Origin of the sequence: Variovorax glacialis (assembly GCF_051216375.1) — a bacterium.
Classification (GTDB): Bacteria; Pseudomonadota; Gammaproteobacteria; order Burkholderiales; family Burkholderiaceae_C; genus Variovorax.
In genome coordinates this window covers 725,208-740,814 of sequence record NZ_JBPJZT010000001.1, presented here as the reverse complement: position 1 = coordinate 740,814, position 15,607 = coordinate 725,208, and the positions used below count along the sequence as shown (strand labels likewise).

At 66.4% G+C, this 15,607-nt stretch carries 19 protein-coding genes; 6 read left to right on the top strand and 13 right to left on the bottom strand.

What is annotated here, in order from left to right:
• Positions 1-118 precede the first annotated feature (118 nt).
• The 10 genes from ACSFBL_RS03675 to ACSFBL_RS03630 form a co-directional block, all read right to left on the bottom strand.
• Positions 119-2,146, bottom strand: coding sequence for a hybrid sensor histidine kinase/response regulator (locus ACSFBL_RS03675; protein ID WP_435514384.1), 2,028 nt, complete (start codon positions 2,144-2,146; stop codon positions 119-121).
• Positions 2,147-2,149: 3 nt separating this feature from the next.
• Positions 2,150-3,040 carry a sensor histidine kinase gene (locus tag ACSFBL_RS03670; protein WP_435514383.1) on the bottom strand — a complete coding sequence of 297 codons (891 nt, stop codon included), beginning with the start codon at positions 3,038-3,040 and terminating at the stop codon, positions 2,150-2,152.
• Between the two features lie 2 nt (positions 3,041-3,042).
• Positions 3,043-4,068 carry an ATP-binding protein gene (locus ACSFBL_RS03665; protein ID WP_435514382.1) on the bottom strand — a complete coding sequence of 342 codons (1,026 nt, stop codon included), beginning with the start codon at positions 4,066-4,068 and terminating at the stop codon, positions 3,043-3,045.
• Entirely contained in the window at positions 4,059-4,463 is a 405-nt protein-coding gene (locus ACSFBL_RS03660; RefSeq protein ID WP_435514381.1) for an anti-sigma regulatory factor, read from the bottom strand. Before ACSFBL_RS03660 ends, ACSFBL_RS03665 begins: the two co-directional genes overlap by 10 nt.
• On the bottom strand, positions 4,453-4,827 hold the full coding sequence (locus ACSFBL_RS03655) for an STAS domain-containing protein (protein ID WP_435514380.1): 375 nt from the start codon (positions 4,825-4,827) through the stop codon (positions 4,453-4,455). Before ACSFBL_RS03655 ends, ACSFBL_RS03660 begins: the two co-directional genes overlap by 11 nt.
• A gap of 8 nt (positions 4,828-4,835) precedes the next feature.
• A complete protein-coding gene (locus ACSFBL_RS03650) occupies positions 4,836-5,681 on the bottom strand; it encodes an STAS domain-containing protein (protein WP_435514379.1) in 846 nt (281 codons plus the stop codon).
• Positions 5,682-5,877: 196 nt separating this feature from the next.
• Complete coding sequence (locus tag ACSFBL_RS03645) at positions 5,878-6,291, bottom strand: hypothetical protein (RefSeq protein WP_435514378.1); 414 nt, start codon at positions 6,289-6,291, stop codon at positions 5,878-5,880.
• Positions 6,288-6,677 carry a hypothetical protein gene (locus tag ACSFBL_RS03640; protein ID WP_435514377.1) on the bottom strand — a complete coding sequence of 130 codons (390 nt, stop codon included), beginning with the start codon at positions 6,675-6,677 and terminating at the stop codon, positions 6,288-6,290. The genes ACSFBL_RS03645 and ACSFBL_RS03640 overlap by 4 nt, the downstream gene beginning before the upstream one ends.
• Positions 6,678-6,891: 214 nt before the next feature.
• On the bottom strand, positions 6,892-7,812 hold the full coding sequence (locus ACSFBL_RS03635) for a DMT family transporter (RefSeq protein ID WP_435514376.1): 921 nt from the start codon (positions 7,810-7,812) through the stop codon (positions 6,892-6,894).
• Between the two features lie 49 nt (positions 7,813-7,861).
• Positions 7,862-8,692, bottom strand: coding sequence for an IclR family transcriptional regulator (locus ACSFBL_RS03630; RefSeq protein ID WP_435514375.1), 831 nt, complete (start codon positions 8,690-8,692; stop codon positions 7,862-7,864).
• Positions 8,693-8,979: 287 nt separating this feature from the next.
• On the opposite strand from ACSFBL_RS03630, the gene ACSFBL_RS03625 reads away from it, so the two are divergent.
• The 5 genes from ACSFBL_RS03625 (at position 8,980) to ACSFBL_RS03605 (ending at position 13,496) form a co-directional block, all read left to right on the top strand.
• Positions 8,980-9,984, top strand: a complete 1,005-nt coding sequence (locus ACSFBL_RS03625) for a DUF7064 domain-containing protein (protein ID WP_435514374.1) — start codon at positions 8,980-8,982, stop codon at positions 9,982-9,984.
• Between the two features lie 37 nt (positions 9,985-10,021).
• Complete coding sequence (locus ACSFBL_RS03620; RefSeq protein WP_435514373.1) at positions 10,022-11,278, top strand: phosphotransferase family protein; 1,257 nt, start codon at positions 10,022-10,024, stop codon at positions 11,276-11,278.
• Positions 11,278-11,853 (top strand): hypothetical protein, encoded by a 576-nt coding sequence (locus ACSFBL_RS03615; RefSeq protein ID WP_435514372.1) that lies wholly within the window; start codon positions 11,278-11,280, stop codon positions 11,851-11,853. Before ACSFBL_RS03620 ends, ACSFBL_RS03615 begins: the two co-directional genes overlap by 1 nt.
• Positions 11,850-13,070: an ABC transporter substrate-binding protein gene (locus tag ACSFBL_RS03610; protein ID WP_435514371.1), complete on the top strand. Its 1,221-nt coding sequence runs from the start codon at positions 11,850-11,852 to the stop codon at positions 13,068-13,070. The genes ACSFBL_RS03615 and ACSFBL_RS03610 overlap by 4 nt, the downstream gene beginning before the upstream one ends.
• A gap of 207 nt (positions 13,071-13,277) precedes the next feature.
• On the top strand, positions 13,278-13,496 hold the full coding sequence (locus tag ACSFBL_RS03605) for a hypothetical protein (protein WP_435514370.1): 219 nt from the start codon (positions 13,278-13,280) through the stop codon (positions 13,494-13,496).
• A 362-nt stretch (positions 13,497-13,858) separates the two neighbouring features.
• On the opposite strand, the gene ACSFBL_RS03600 is transcribed toward ACSFBL_RS03605, so the two are convergent.
• Positions 13,859-14,101, bottom strand: a complete 243-nt coding sequence (locus ACSFBL_RS03600; RefSeq protein ID WP_435514369.1) for a hypothetical protein — start codon at positions 14,099-14,101, stop codon at positions 13,859-13,861.
• A gap of 239 nt (positions 14,102-14,340) precedes the next feature.
• Between ACSFBL_RS03600 and ACSFBL_RS03595 the strand changes: the two genes are divergently transcribed.
• Entirely contained in the window at positions 14,341-14,649 is a 309-nt protein-coding gene (locus ACSFBL_RS03595) for a hypothetical protein (RefSeq protein ID WP_435514368.1), read from the top strand.
• 21 nt (positions 14,650-14,670) lie between these two features.
• On the opposite strand, the gene ACSFBL_RS03590 is transcribed toward ACSFBL_RS03595, so the two are convergent.
• On the bottom strand, positions 14,671-14,865 hold the full coding sequence (locus ACSFBL_RS03590; RefSeq protein WP_435514367.1) for a hypothetical protein: 195 nt from the start codon (positions 14,863-14,865) through the stop codon (positions 14,671-14,673).
• Between the two features lie 196 nt (positions 14,866-15,061).
• Positions 15,062-15,541, bottom strand: coding sequence for a VOC family protein (locus tag ACSFBL_RS03585; protein ID WP_435514366.1), 480 nt, complete (start codon positions 15,539-15,541; stop codon positions 15,062-15,064).
• Positions 15,542-15,607: the final 66 nt, after the last annotated feature.

The following is a 15,607-nucleotide window of genomic DNA, read 5'->3' as shown; positions in this document are numbered from 1 at the left end:
GAAGACCGTAACCGAGAGCTGGCCTGCCCGCGTGGGTGCTCAGGAGTTGCCGAAGTAGGCGCTATTCCCCTAGGACCGCAACGAAGTCCCTGGGTCCGGGCTCGACCCGGGCTTGCGTTCAGGCGCCGGGGTCTTGCAAGTCCGCGTCTTCCGCGGACCCATCGGGCGTGCCGCCCGACCCCATGAGCTGGACGATCGCCGCGATCAACCGGTGCGGTTGCAGTGGCTTGCCCAGGTGCATGTCGAAGCCCGCAGCCAAGGCGCGGACCCGGTCCTGGTCGCGGGAGAAGGCCGTCAGCGCAATGGCACGCAGGCGCTGGCCGTCCGACGCCTCCGCGGTGCCGCGGAGTTCGCGCACCAGTTCGTAGCCATCCCTCCCGGGGAGGCCGACGTCGCTCACCAGTACATCCGGCCAGCGTTCCGCGGCGGCCTGTACGGCACCGACGTAGTCGGTCGCCATCCGCACGCGGGCGCCGGCATCCGCCAGGACCACATTGAGCATCTCGCTCGCATCGGCGCTGTCCTCCACGACCAGGACGTCGACGCCCGCGAGCGGCGAGATCGCCTGGGGCGGAGGAATCTCGTCGGCCCCGCCCACCGTGGCCGCCGCGACCTCTGTGCCGGTCTGGGCGACATGCAGCGTGACCTCGAAAAGGGCACCCTGGCCCTCTCCGGCGCTCGTGGCGACGACACCGCCGCCGTGCAGTTCAGCAAGGTGCTTGACGATCGAAAGCCCGAGCCCCAGCCCGCCGTGATAACGACTGTCCGGGGAATCGCTCTGGGTGAACCGGTCGAACAGGTGTTCGATGAAGTCGGCGCGGATGCCCCTGCCGGCGTCCCGCACCGAAAGCTTCAATGTGTCCTCTTCGCGCGCGAGCACGACGCCGACCGCACCGCCCTCCTTCGAGAACTTGATGGCGTTGGTCGCGAGGTTCCACACGATCTGCTGGAAGCGGGTCGGGTCGAGCCAGGCCGGTCGCGGTTCGCCCGGGCACTGGATGTCCAGCGTCAGGTGCTTGGCTTCGATCAGGTCGCGCAGCGCGTCGATCGCGGTTTTCACGACCTCGGCCGGGTCGGTCCATTCGCGGTCGAGCCGCAGCTTGCCCGAGTTGATGCGCGACACATCGAGGATGTCCGAGATGATGCGCGCCTGGGCATGCACATTGCGGTCGATGGCCTCCAGGCCTTTCAGGATCTCGGGTGTGGCGCCGCGCTTCTTAAGGATGTGGACCCAGCCGGAGATCGAATTGAGCGGGGTGCGCAGTTCATGCGAGAGCACCGCCACGAAATCGTCCTTGGTGCGGCTGTGACGCTCTGCCGTCGTGCGCGCCGCCTGTTCGCGCTCCAGCACCTCCTGGCGCCGGCGATCCAGTTCCTGCCGCTCGGACACATCGACCGCGATGCCGATGCGAAGTCCCGGCTCCAGGTGTGCGGAGATGCTCCATTGCAGATACACCCAGCTGTCGTCCGGACGAACGAGCGGGAATTCGCCATGCCACGAGGCCCCCGCCTCCAACGCCGTGATCGTGCGATGGCTGACGAAATCGGTCCAGTCAGGCGGCGCGAAGTCGCTGATCGGCCGGCCGAGCAGTTCTTCCCGGGAGCGTCCCAGCATGTGCGCCATGGCGGGGTTCACATCGGCAAAGGCCCCGTTGGACTGGAACAGCGCCATGCCGCTGAGCGCCTGGCTGAAGACCGCGCGAAACCGGATGTCGCTGCGCCGGAAGCTGTCTTCGGCCAGTCGCGCGCGGATCAGCGCCTGCAGCGTCGCGGTCAGTACCGCGGGTTCGACCGGGTGCACCAGGTAGGCGTCGGCACCCGCGTTCAGGCCCGCGACCTTGTCCTCGTTCTCCACGTAGGTCGCCGACAGATGGATGATGGGCAGCAAGGACGTTCGCTCGTCCGAACGGATCCGCCGGCACACCTCGAAGCCGTTCATGTCGGGCAGATGGACGTCCAGCACGACCGCCGAGACGCGGTGGGTGGATTTCTTCACCGCCTCCCCGCCGGTGGCGGCCTCCTCGGTCTGGAAACCGGCCGCGCGCACAAAGCGGGCCGTCGAGTAACGCGTCGTCGGGTTGTCGTCGACCACCAGCACCACATGCTGGCTGCGATCGATGGTGGTCTGGATGACGCTTTCGGGCACGATTCACCCCTCGGCGCCGGCGCTCTGCTGTGGGGAGGAAATCTCCAGCTGTACCGGGACGATCACGGAGAACGTCGATCCCTTGCCCAGCTCGCTCTCGAGTTCCACCCGCCCGCCCAGCAGGATCGCGAGCTGCTTGCTCAGCGACAGGCCGAGGCCCGTGCCGCGCAGGCGCTTCTGCACCGGCGAATCGATCTGGGAAAAGTCGTTGAACACGGCGCCGTGGTACTTCGAATCGATGCCGATCCCGGTGTCGCGCACCGAGAACCTCACGAACTCATCGCCTTCGCGCGTGGCCGACACCCGGACTTCCCCATGCGTCGTGAACTTGAGCGCATTGGAGATGAAGTTGCGCAGGATCTGCGAGAGCTTGCGGTCGTCGGTGTAGAGCTTGGGCAAGCCCTCGGGCTCCTCGAACACGAGCGACATGTCGGGGTTCGTCAGCACCGGCTTGAACATGCCGCGCAGCGCCGAGAAGAGGTCCACCATCTCGAACCAGGCCGGCGAGATCTCGACCCGGCCAGCCTCGATCTTCGCGAGGTCCAGCAGGTCATCGACCATCTCCGAGAACTCCGCCGCGGTCGACTGGATGAAGCTCACCTGCTTCTCCTGCTCCGGCGTCAGGGGGCCGTCGACGCGGTCCACGAGCAGTCGCGCAATGCTCCGGATCGCGCTGATCGGCGTGCGGAACTCGTGACTCATGTACGAGAGAAAGCGGCTCTTGAGTTCGGTCGCCCGCTTGAGTTGCTCGGCCTGCTGGTCGAGCTCGGCGTAGAGGGCCACCACGCCGCGGTTGGTCTCCTCGAGTTCGGACCGCAGAGACTCGATTTCTTCCCGGCTCGCCGCCAGGGCCGCCGCATCGATGCTGGAGCGTTCCGTATCTGTTGTCGGCATCCTTAGGTCCTCCGACGGATGACCAGGACCGTGGCATCGTCGCGCTTTCTGGAATAGTGGCGCATCAGGATCGCCGCCACCAACGCCGGGTCTCGACCGAGGACCGGCAGGATGTGTTGAGTATCCCACCGGGTTGCCAGGCCGTCGCTGTGCAGGATCACGAGCGCATGGGGCGGCAGCGCCATCGACGTTTCCTCCGGCTTGCGGATCTGCACGCCCGCGGTGCCATGCTGGGTGGCCATCGAGCGGTCGAAGACGCCGGACACCACCCGCACGGCCACATTGCCCGCGCCGGCGCACCGCAGCGTGTCGTCCGCGCCATGCACCCGGGTCAGGCACACCGCCGCGCCCCGGGTCGTCTTCAGCTCGAGGTGGATCTTTTCGACGAGGCCCCGGAGATCGCGCCGTGGCTCTTCCGCAAAGGCAGCCACCGCCAACTGCGAGGGCTTGGCTGCCTCCGGTCCGTGGCCGAGCCCGTCCGCGACCAGCGCGGTGGCGTCGGTGCCGTCCAAGGCCACGCCCCACGCATCGCCACAGGCAACCTCGCCGGCCACCGGCACGCAGATGGCGCCGACGTCGAAGGCAGGCCTGTCGGCGGAGGCCGTCGCGCCCGCCCCCGCCTGTTTGCGCACACGCGCCAGGCAGACCGTGCCGTGCGGCATTTCGGTATGGATGTCGAAATCGTTCGCGAGGCGCTTGACCGCGCCGAGCCCGGTCCCCGGGGAACTCCGCGTCGTGAAGCCGTCCTCCATCGCCTGTGTCAGGTCCCGGATGCCCGGTCCCTCGTCGATGGCCAACACCTCGACATCGGCCTGGTCCGGTCGGGCCGCGATCAGCAGATGGCCGTGCCGCGCATGCCGGACGAGGTTGGTGCCCAGTTCGGTGACCACCAGCGCCAGGCGCCCGGCCTCGACATCGCTCAAGCCAAGTTGCGCCGCCACTTGCGCCGCATGGCGCCGCGCCTCTCCGACACGGCTGGCATCGCCCATGGGAAAGGAGGCGTGGGTCCAGCCCCGGATCACTTCCACTTGATGATGCTCACGCGAGTGCCGCGGCCGGGGGCCGAGTCGACCACGAATTCGTTCACCAGGCGCTTGCTGCCGGGCAGGCCGAGGCCCATGCCGCTGCCCGTCGTCCAGCCGTCGGTCAGGGCCAGCTTCAGGTCGGGGATGCCGGGTCCTTCGTCCTCGAAATGCAGTTGCAGGCCCTGCCTGCCGTCGCGCTCGATGAGCTCCCAGCGCATGCGTCCGCCGCCGCCGTGGATCAAGGTATTGCGCGTCAGCTCGCTGGCGGCGGTGATCGTCTTGGTCTGGTCGACCAGGGAAAATTTGAGTCGCTGGCACAGCGTGCGCACCAGCTGGCGACTGGCCACGATGTTCTGCTCGGACAGCACCGGCAACTCGCCGGAGCGTTCAGTTTCCAAGGTGGCTCTCCTGGCGCGTCCTGCGCAGGAGCTCCATGCCGCGTTCGACATTGAGCGCCGTGCGGACGCCTTCGAGCGACAGGCCGAGTTCGATCAGGGTGATGGCCACGGCCGGCTGCATGCCGACGACGACCGTCGTCGCCGACAGCACGCGGGCGATGCTCGAGATGCTGGTGAGCATGCGCCCCACGAAGGAATCGACGATTTCCAGCGCGGTAATGTCGATCATGACGCCGGTGGCGCCGGTCCGCGCGATCGTCTCGGCCAGGTCGTCTTGCAATGTCAGTGCGGTCTGGTCCTGCATGTCCACCTGGATGGTGACCAGCAGCGTCTTGCCCATCCGCAGGATCGGGATGCGTTCCATGGCCGGGTTCAGTCGCTGCGGGTGATGCGCCAGCCGGTCTTCTGCAGCGCCAGGGCCAGCGCATCGGCCAGCGTTGCCTTGGTGCTGACGCCTTGCAGGTCGATGCCCAGGTGGACGATCGTCTGCGCGATCTGCGGACGGATGCCGCTGACGATGCAGTCGGCGCCCATCAGGCGGATTGCGCTGACCGTCTTGAGCAGATGCTGCGCGACCAGCGTGTCGACGGTGGGCACGCCCGTGATGTCGATGATGGCAAGCTCCGACTCGGTCTCCACGATCTTCTGCAGCAGGGTCTCCATGACGATCTGCGTCCGGTTGCTGTCGAGGATGCCGATCATCGGAACCGCCAGCACCCCGTGCCAAAGCTTGATGACCGGTGTGGACAGCTCGAGCAGTTCCTCCTGCTGGCGCTTGATGATGTCCTCGCGCGCCTGCTGGAAAGTGGCGACCGTTCTTTGGGCGAGCTTGTCGACCATCGTTGTCGCGGTCCACAGGGCCTGCATCAGGGTCGCGGGATCCGAGGCGAGCTTGCGCTGCAATCCGTCGAACAACGGCTTCTTCAGGGCGAGAACAAAGAGGCTCGTGTCGCTGGCCGAGTACCCCTGCGCGGCGCGTGAGCGAGACAGGGCCTCCAGGACCTGGCGGGTGCCTGTCCATGCCTTCGATTCCATGGCATTCGGATCGGCGTCCGCCGCGAGCGCCTCGCGCAGAAGCTTCAGCAACTCCTGCGCGTCCGATTGAATGGCCCGGCGCGCATCCGGCTCTTTGGCACCAAGCTCGTCGAGCCAGGTCGGGATGATGTTGGCTTCGTTGTCCTGCAAGGTCGACAGGATCGCTTGGAGTTCGCTCTTCATGGGCATGGGTTCCGGGTCATTGTGAGGGCGTGGCGCCCGGCCCGGCGGCCCAAAGCGCGCGCAATTCTATGGCCCGGTTGCCCGTGCAACCGCCCCGGAAACGCGTCGCGGGGCATTGGCCTACAAGGCGACGAGGCGCAGGCCTGCGGCAGGGCAGCGACAAAAGTCACCGGCCGTCGCGGGCCCGGCGCAGTGCTTAGTTGCGCACGATCGCGTAAGCCGCCACGCCCGCGACCACGCCGGTTCGGCGCGCGCGGTCACTGGCGCGCATCTCGTCGTCCCAGCGACGGCGGTCGCACTCCCAGACGTCTCCGGTGATCCAGAGGCAGTCGGCATGGCGCTGGTCGGCCCGGTTGCGCTCCGCCGCGCCCGCGACGCCGCCGGCCACCACGCCGGTCGCCACGCCCGCCCGCTGCGCGTCGCGGCGGTTGTGCCAGTCGTTGTTCCAGTGGTTGTTGTTCCAGTGGTTGTTGTTCCAGCCGCTGTCCCAGTGATGCGGCGGCGGGCGATGGCGCGAGGGATGGCGCTGTGCGTCGGCCGCGCCCGCGCCCAGCAGCGCCAGGGTCAAGGCCACCGCCACACGGGCGCGCGCGGTGTTCAGGACGCTCATGGCTTTTGCACCAGGTCGACGAGGCGGGTGGAAGCCGGATCCTTGGCAGCGGCGCATTCCTTGCCAAGCCTGGCGACGGTGGTGCTGATCCAGTCGCGCGTGAGCCGGCCGGTCGACGGCCCGTTGCGTCCGGTGAGATAGCCATGCAACCACACCATGCCGTTGCCGAGGTAGTCCTGGGCTTCGACCGCACGGCGGCGTTGCGCCTCGCTTGCGTTCGCGCTCGGCAGCACCTGCGAGGCGGCGGCGTTGAAATCGGCGCACGACAGGGTCGACGCATCGCCCGCGGCTCCCGGCGCCGAGGCGGCGGGTCGCGGGGCCTGCGCCATGACGGCCTGTCCGGCCAGGATCGATCCGATTGCTGCCAAAGCCTTGAGTCGATGCATCTGCGCTCCTCGGACGGCTCGTTGCCGCCTGCCCGACCATCCTAGGAAGTTAGGCGGCGGGCGTCCACCAGATCGAAGCAGCCGTGCCGGCCGCCGCATCTGCGATCTCCTGCGCCGTGACCGAGCGATCGAGTGGAAGAAACTGGCGCGCGGCATCGATGCCGCCATGACTGTCAGTCCGGCACACCGACGTGCAACACCTCGACCCGGGATTTCAGGCGCGGCTGTACGTGCCCAAGGCAGTCCCGAAGATCACGACGAAGAGGCCGACGGCGTGCCAGAGGGTGAGCGTCTCGCCCAGCAGGAGCGCGGCGAAGCCCACACCGAAGATGGGCACCCAGTAGAACCACAACGAGACGCGTGCGACGCCGATCTTCACGATGGCGTGGTTCCACGCCAGGTTCCCGAAGGCCGTCGCGATCAACGCCGAGAACAGCACCAGCATCAGCGGCCAGAACCCGGGCAGCCAGGCGCCGACGTTCGGCGCAGCGCCGACGGCGAGGGTGTGCAGGGCCAGCATGAGGGTGCCGCAAGCGTAGATCGACGCGCTCGCGTAGAGCGCATCGGTCTCCCGGGCGAGCCGCTGGATCAGGACGCCGCCGATCGAGAAGGTCACGACCGATGCCACGACCAGCCCATCGCCCAGGCCCGCACTCCCCAGCCGGGCACCGGACGAATGCAGCACCACGATCAGCACGCCGCCGAAGCCCAGCGCCACGCCCACCAGACGCAACAGGCCAATGCGCTCGCGCAGGATCAACGCGGCCATGAGGGATGACACCAGGGGGCTCAGGGCGATGGCCACCGACGCATTCGTGGCGGAGGTCCGCACCAGGCCGACGGCAAGAAGGATTTGATTCAGATAGACCATGAGCGCCGCACAGGCCAGCACGGTCGCGAACTGACGCCCGGTCATTCGCGTGCGCCGCAGCTTGTGGCGCTGCCTCCACAGCATGAACCCGAGGAACGCCGCGGCGATGGCCGCGCGCTCCGTCGCCATCACGGCCGGGTCGAAGTACGAGGCGATGGTCTTCAGCGCCACCATGTTCAAGCCCCAGAGCGCCGTGACGAGGAACAGCAGGGCTGACAGGCGACGGCCGTCGAGCGACGCGATCCGTCCGGAGTTCTGCGTCACCGGGGCGGCCTGCACCGGGCGCTGGGTGTGGGACGAGGCGACACGACGCTCACGGGTTCGCGTCGGTGGTCGCATCGGCCTGGATCGCCTGGATCGCCTTGCTGATCCTGGCCGCCGTCTCAACCGTCAATTCGATCAGGGACGGAATCTCCCGCTCCTTCAGATTGGCCAGCCGCCGCCCGATGGTGAGGCTGCCGGCGATGCCCTTCGTGTGGAGGATCGGCGCCGAGATACCGTAGGTGTCCGGGTTGATCTCCCCTTTCGCCGCGAAGTAGCCGGCCTGCTGGATGGCCTTCATCTTGCGATGGAACTCCTGCCAGTCCTGTCCCAGTCCGGCGCGTGCGATGTCCGCGCCATGGTGGAGCATGAGGTCCTTCAACTGACGCTGGGGCAGGCAGGCGAGGATGATGCGCGACGGTCCGCCACGGAACAACGGAAACGGCCGCCCGCGGTCGTAGCCCGAGGGAACCTCCTTGTCCACCCGGACGTCGTGGATGCACAGCACGTGGTCACCGTAGTAGCTGCACAGCAGCTGGATGCCCGCCGCCTGCTTGCGGATGGCATCCATCAGGGGCGGCGCGGTCTGCAGAAGCGGGTCGTTGAGCCGAATCTGCCGGTCGAGCTGGATGATTCGCGGGCCCAGCACATAGACGCCTGCGTTGAGCGAAGCGAGGAAGCCGGTGTCAGTGAGTGTCTTCGCGTAGCGGTAGGCCGTCGTGCGTGCGAGTCCGAGCGCCTTCGCCATGCCTTCGACCGTCCAGCTCGGCGCCGTCTCGGTGAAGAGATCCATCACCCGCAGCACGCGCTCCGAACTGCTCTGTGTCGCTGTCGGCGAGGGGAGTTCGGCTTCTGGCCGTGTCTTGCTTGTCTGGGTTGCCATTCGACGAGTGTGTCCGGGCAGTGGCTCGATCCGCCCCTGCCGATTGAAATGAAGTGCTGCATTATCCTTCCACCGGGAAAACGATAATAATCCCGTATGTTGGGATTATTGCATTTATACCGCCCGACGGAATACCATCACTTCGCACCCGAAGCGAAGCGCGAAGTCATGAAGGGCCGGCAACGCGCTGACGCGCACGGACCCGGTGTCAGCAAGGGTGTGTCGAGCGGCGTCGAACGCCAGTGGACGGACGCTGCAATCTGAACAAACCAACCTGGTACCTGAACGTGATCACTGCCCAAGACCTCGAATACCACCACGGCCCGACCGACGACTACACCTGGGCCGAGACCTACTACATCCCCATTTCGGTTCCCGAGGAGCGCCTGTTCGCGCACGTCTACGTCGTCACCCGCCCCGTGCTGGGGACGATGTCCAACGACATCCGGGTGATGGGAGCGGTCAGCAGCACGGAGTTCGAACTGCTCTCCGTCGATACCCGCTATCACCTGCCGCTGCCCGAGCGCTTCTCTCACATTCACGCCCCCAACGGCCTGAGCGTGAAGGCGGTCAATGCACCGCGTGACTACCGCATCGACTACGTCGGCAGCGACGGCACCGAGATCCATGTCGACTACGTCGGGATCATGCAGCCCTTCGACATCCACGACCGCGACGAGAACCCGCTCGCCGGCAAGACCGAGGCGGAGCAACTCGCAAGCACCTCGATGGGCAGCGGCTACAAGGGCCACTACGACATGCACGCGCGGGTCAAGGGGACCTTGAAGGTGCGAGGCAAGGAATACAAGGTCGACATCGTCGACCGCATGAACCACAGCTGGGGGCCGCGTCCCGAGATGGACATACCGCCCATGAACTCGGTCTGGGCCCAGTTCGGCGAGGAGCTCGGCTTCCGCTTCCACATGCACCTCGACCCGACCAAGCCGGCGGGCCAGGACCAGAAGTTTGCGCACGGCTACCTGCTGGACAAGGGCAAGGTCCATGCACTGGTGGAACTGGAGATGAGCACCACGCGGGTCGGCATCGTTCCCTTCTCCATCGACGTCATTGCCACCGACCAGCGCGGCAACAGGTACCAGTTGCGCGGTACGCCGCTCGCGGGCGCGCCCTGGCGGGCGTACTCGACCTGCATCTGCTGGATCGGCCTCATTCGCTGGGAGCACGCGGGGAAGATCGGTCACGGGTCGCTGCAGGAAAACCACTCGCTGCCCGTCGAAAGCAAGCTGAGGGGTCGTCGCTGGACGGACCCCATCCCTGCCCTGACCGCCTGAGATGGACCGGCAGCGGTTCCAGCACATGGAAGCAGCGATGCAAGTCCTTGAAGCGCCGCCGCAGCCCGGCCGGATGTTCGCGCCGGCAGGCGACGATGCGGCGGACCGGATGCGGGATGCGCCGGCGGAAGCGTTCAGCGCGGCGGTGCGCGCCGCCTACCCGACCGAGGCCGAATATGACCTCATGCTGACGCGCAAGATGCGGCGTCGCGCCAGCGGCCCGTACCGTATACCGACGCTCGAAGAGATGTCCGGCCATGTGCGGGGCTTCCTCTCGGACCATGTCGAGGGGGCATTCACGCTTTCCGAAGAGCGATGGCTGACAGGCGGCGCATCGAAACTCCAGTTCGGCTTCACGCTGCAATGGAACGATCCCGCGGCCGGCCGGACCTCGACGCGCCTGGTCGTGCGAATGGAGCCGGCAGAGTCGCTGAACGCCACCAGCCGCCGGCGCGAGCATCAGCTCATCACGGCCGTCGCCACGGCCGTTCCCGTTCCTCGAACGCACTGGGTCGATGCCGACGGCCGATGGTTTCCCGAACCCGCCATCGTCTACGAGTTCATCGAAGGAACCGCCAAGCCGTCGGACGACCGGCAAAGGGTCAGCGGAACAGGCACACGTTTCGGGCCCGAGTTGCGCTCGCGACTGGCACCGCAGTTCATGCAGCACCTGGCCGCGATCCACACCTTCGACTGGTCTGGCGCGCGGCTCGACGCGTTCGATGTCCCGGCAGTCGGCTCGACGCAGTCTGCGTTGTGGCAACTCAACCGCGTGCGCCGCGTGTGGGAGGAAGACCGTGGCGAGGACTTCCCGCTGATCGAGTACGCCGCCAACTGGCTGGAGGAAAACCTGCCGGAACTGGACCGGGTGAGCGTGCTGCATGGCGACTATCGAAGCGGCAATTTCCTGTTCGACGAAGAGTCGGGACGGATCAACGGATGGCTGGACTGGGAGCGCGGCTATCTCGGCGACCGCCACAGGGACCTGGCCTATACGACGACGCACCTGTTCGGCAATGTGGCCGAGGATGGCAAGACATTCCTCGTGAGCGGACTGATCCCCTTGGAGCAGTTCTATGCGGACTACGAGCGCCTGTCGGGGCTGACGATCGATCCCCGTCGACTCCACTACTACCGCGTCTTCAACACCTATCAGCTCATGGTGTCGAGCATGGCGTCGTCCTATCGGGTGGTGCGCCTGGGCAAGTCGCACCAGGACGTGCTTCTGGCCTTCGTCGAAGGAGCGGTCAGCTCCCTCGCGGACGAGTTGCTGAAATCCATGGAGGACTGCTGATGGCCGATCGAACCTTGAATGGGCTGCGGGGGTGCATGTCGTCGCTCGACATGACTATCGGGCCCTGCGTGGCACAGGCGAGCGACACGCTCGCGCGCGAGCAGGTCGCGCTGATGACGAAGTACCTGGATTTCGTATCGAAGCGCGTGAACCTCATCGGTGACCGCGTGCGGTTCGAGCTCAGGCTGTACCTGGCGATGGGCAGCGGCGCGGCCGAGGCGATGCAGCGCCTCGGGAGCGGCGCACCGGAACTGACGAGGCTGTGCGGCCAGGCGACGGCGCTGCTCGCCTCGGCCGAAGCCCGGCAGGTCCAGCTCGAGGCGGTCTCGTCCGCCTTGCGCACCGAGCTCAGTCGCATCGTTCGAGGCCTGCCCGAAGGCCATCCGGGCTTGCGCAAGGAGGTGGAAGGCATCGTCGTCGCCTGCAGCCGTCCGATCATCGGGTTCCAGCGCGCCTGGTTTGCGCCACAGGCCTGGGAGTCGAGTCCGGATCTGTTGCCGGACGTCGAAGTCCTGCTGGCGAGCGCAGCCAGCGCACCAAAGCAACATGCACTCAATGGAGACAAGTCATCATGATCAGTCACAACCGCCGCCGCCTGGCCCTTGCCATCGCCACGGCCGGCATCGTGGGTTCGCTGTCCTCCTTGGCCCTGGCGCAGAGTCAGGGGCCGATCAGGCTGGGCGTCGTGAACATCGACTCGGGGCCGTTCGCCGCCAACGGGTCGTTCATCGCCGAGGGCGCGGCCTTCGCGGTCGAACAGCTCAATGCCCAGGGCGGTGCCCTGGGACGCAAGTACGAACTGGTCATCCAGAGCCACACCGGATCGCCCGCGACAGCCATGGCGGCCGCGGACAAGCTCGTATCGCAAGGCGGCGTGTCCTTCTTCACGGGCCTGAACGCATCGAGCACGGCGCTGGCCATCACGGCCAAGGTGGCAGGGATGAATGCCTTGTTCCTGGATGCGAACGCCACCAGCGACGACCTCACGGGCAAGAACTGCAACAAGAACTACTTTCGCATCGACACCAGCGACAGCATGGTGATGAACGGCCTGCGCACGCAGCTGCAGGAAAGCGGCATCAAGTCCTGGGACTTGCTGATGGCCGACTACGCAGTCGGCCACGACTACGCCAAGAAATTCGGCGCCCTCGTCCAGGACAACGGCGGAACGATCGAGAAGACGATCTTCGCCTCGATGACCGCGACCGACCTCGGCTCCTACATCTCGCAGTTGAACGCCAAGCCCGCCGAGGGACTGGCGATGCTCTACCCGGGATCCGCGGGCATTGCCTTTGCCAAGCAGCAGCAGGCGTTCGGCCTGTTCGCGAAGTACAAGACCGTGATCTCGGCCAGCACTGTCAACGAAGTCTTGCTGAGCGGGCAAGGTGACAGCACGGTCGGTGTCTACGGCACGCAGAGCTATTTCTGGTCGATGCCGGGAGAGCGCAATGCGGCGTTCGTCAAGGCGTACGAGGCCCGGTTCAAGCGCAAGCCGACGTACCTGAGCGTGGATGCCTATCTCGCCTTCGAACTGCTGCACGCTGCGATCCTCAAGGCGAACTCCACCGACGTCGATGCGGTACGTCAGGCCCTCGCGGGGATCAAGTTGGCGACCGTGGTGGGCGATGTGGAGATGCGAGCCGCGGATCATCAACTCCTGCGCCCCCTGCTCATCGTGCAGGCAGTGAAGGCGGGGGAAGGACGGGCCGAGATGGAACTGCGCGCCGTCGAGCCGGTGGCCAAGGTGACGGCGGCGGTCAGTCCGGAATGCAAGCTGACAGGCGCTTCCTGACGGTCAGGCGCTGCTGCCTGCCCTCGGTGGGAGGGCGGCCTTCAACGACGGCGCCTGGGCCGTGATCGCGCTGCACCCCATGGGCCGATGACCCTGCTGCCGCGAAGCCTTCCTGGCATCCACCGAACAGGGTACCCGGCGGCACGCGGTGGTGCTCCGAGTAATTCCGGGGGATGGAGGTTGCGAGAACCCCTCACAATGGCCGCGATGTCCTTGAACCCCGAGAGTCTGAGCGATGACGAGCTGGCCCAGCAGGCGGCCGCATGGCGCCGCCGTGCCTTGCAGGGCGAGCAGGACGCCAACGACCTGGCGCACGTGCTGGAGCGCGAGCTCCGCCGGCGACAGGGCGCGTTGTCGACCCTGGGTGCGGAATTGCGCTCTCCGGCCCGACGACGGACGGCGTGGTGGGCATTCTGGAAGCGATAGGGCATCGCGAATTCCCACGAGGGGCTTGCGTGCTTTGGGGACGTAAGCTGGCTTTCGAGACCGCGGCCTCATAGCATCGACCTCGGAATCCAGGCGCCCGGGCCGTTGACCCAACCCCCGCCGGCCTGCGCGATTCCCTACCAGTCGAGGTCGCCATGCCTGAGAAAACGGTTTCGTACGAGCTTGCCCGACGACACCTGCTCGAAGCGTTGAGCGGTGCGCCCAGGAAACCCGCCAAGCGGGCACCGCGGTCTTCCAAGGCCGGGGCCTCGGCCGCGGCAAAGCCAGTCATCAAACGCGCCGCGACGGCGCCTGCGCGCAGGGCTTCCAGGTAACCCGGCAGCCCCCGCAGCCCGGTTCCGTCAGCAGCGATGCAGGTGCCCGCCGTGCAGGGCGAAGTGATGCACGTACTTGCGCCAGGCCTCCTGCGCGGCCTTGGCGCTCGCTTTCGCCGCGTCGAAGGCCTGGTCGGGGGGCGCGACCCCGTCGTTCTTCAGGAAGTGCTGGAAGGCCTCGGTCGCGGCTTTGTGGGCGCGACGGGCCGCTACCTCTGCCTTGGTGGCCGCGGCCCTGAGTTGGCCGGCGTCGTCGGTGACTGCTTCCATAACACCTCCTGAATGAAAAAGGACTTCGATCTGTATCTCTCCATGGAGCCAACTGTAGGCCGCCTGCAGAATTTGCGAAGACGCCTGAAGCGATATGTAAGAAGGTGTACTGACTCCCTGCGACTCGGTGAATTGCGCAATTCATCACGGTCGGCTACGGATTCCCGGGTGCGGCGGTACGACGACGTGCATAGCACAACTGCTGGACGAGACGCGATGCGCCGCCCTATGATCAGCGAATGAACGCTTTGCGCTTGCTCGTCATCCTGGCAGTGGTCGGTGCAGCCCAATCCGCCATCGCGGATCCAGTGAATCACTGCAAGGGGCCCGACGGTCGCATGACGGTCACGGACCGACCTTGCGGCGATCCCGCCACCGAGCGGAGCGTTCAGCAGCAGCCGAGAATCGTCGTCGAGCAGATCCAGGCAGAGGACATCTTCCGCGCGCGGGATATGGTGCGCCGCGACGGCAGCCCGTACTCTTCGCCCGAGCTGATGAAGTCCGCCGGGGCATCCAGCGATCCGGGTATCTCCGAGGCCGGTCGGTAGACAGCCTCCCCGAGCATCGGATCAGGCAAGGTCCCGCACGGACTTCCACTCGTCCCATTCCGTCGGCGCCGCGCCGGCGTGACTCACCCGTCCGGTGCAGGTCTGGCCCGTCGATTCATTTCCTTGACGCTCGAACCGGTCGGCGTGGACGGTAGAGATGCCGATCGAAGATCCGGCTTCCGATGCAGAGCCATTGGCGGAAGAGTTGGCGTTCATGTGTCGATTTCCTTGATGGTTAGGTCGCGAGTTGCGACCCCTGGCGGGTGCGGCCTCGTGAATCCGCGACCGCTGCGAAGTGAAATTTAAGTCGCGCAGACGCCCGCTGAAAGCCGCGATCCGACAAACACTTTTTCTCGAATCGAATCAATCGCCGGGCCGGGAACCGCTATCTGGTAGCGGGCATCGCAATAGCTCAGCCCCGCCGTGCCTTCTCGATCGTCGCGATGTCGATCTTCTTCATCGTCATCATCGCGTCGAAGGCGCGCTTGGCTGCAGCCCGGTCCGGGTCGGCGATCGCCTCGGTCAGGGCGCGCGGCGTGATCTGCCACGACAAACCCCACCGGTCCTTGCACCAGCCGCACGCGCTCTCCTCGCCGCCGTTGCCGACGATCGCATTCCACAGACGATCGGTCTCGGCCTGGTCGTCGGTCGCGATCTGAAAGGAGAAGGATTCGTTGTGCTTGAAATGCGGCCCGCCGTTGAGCCCGATGCAAGGGATGCTCGCGACGGTGAATTCGACCGTCAGGACGTCACCCTGCTTGCCGTCCGGGTAGTCACCCGGTGCGCGAAAAATCGTGCCGACGGCGCTGTCGGGAAATGTCTTCGCGTAGAAATTGGCGGCCTCCACGGCCTCGCGTTCGTACCAAAGACAGATCGTGTTCTTGCTGGTCATTCGGGCTCTCCTGAAAGCGTTGGGGCACCGGGCTTCCGCCACGGTGCGGACGAACTCCGATCATCC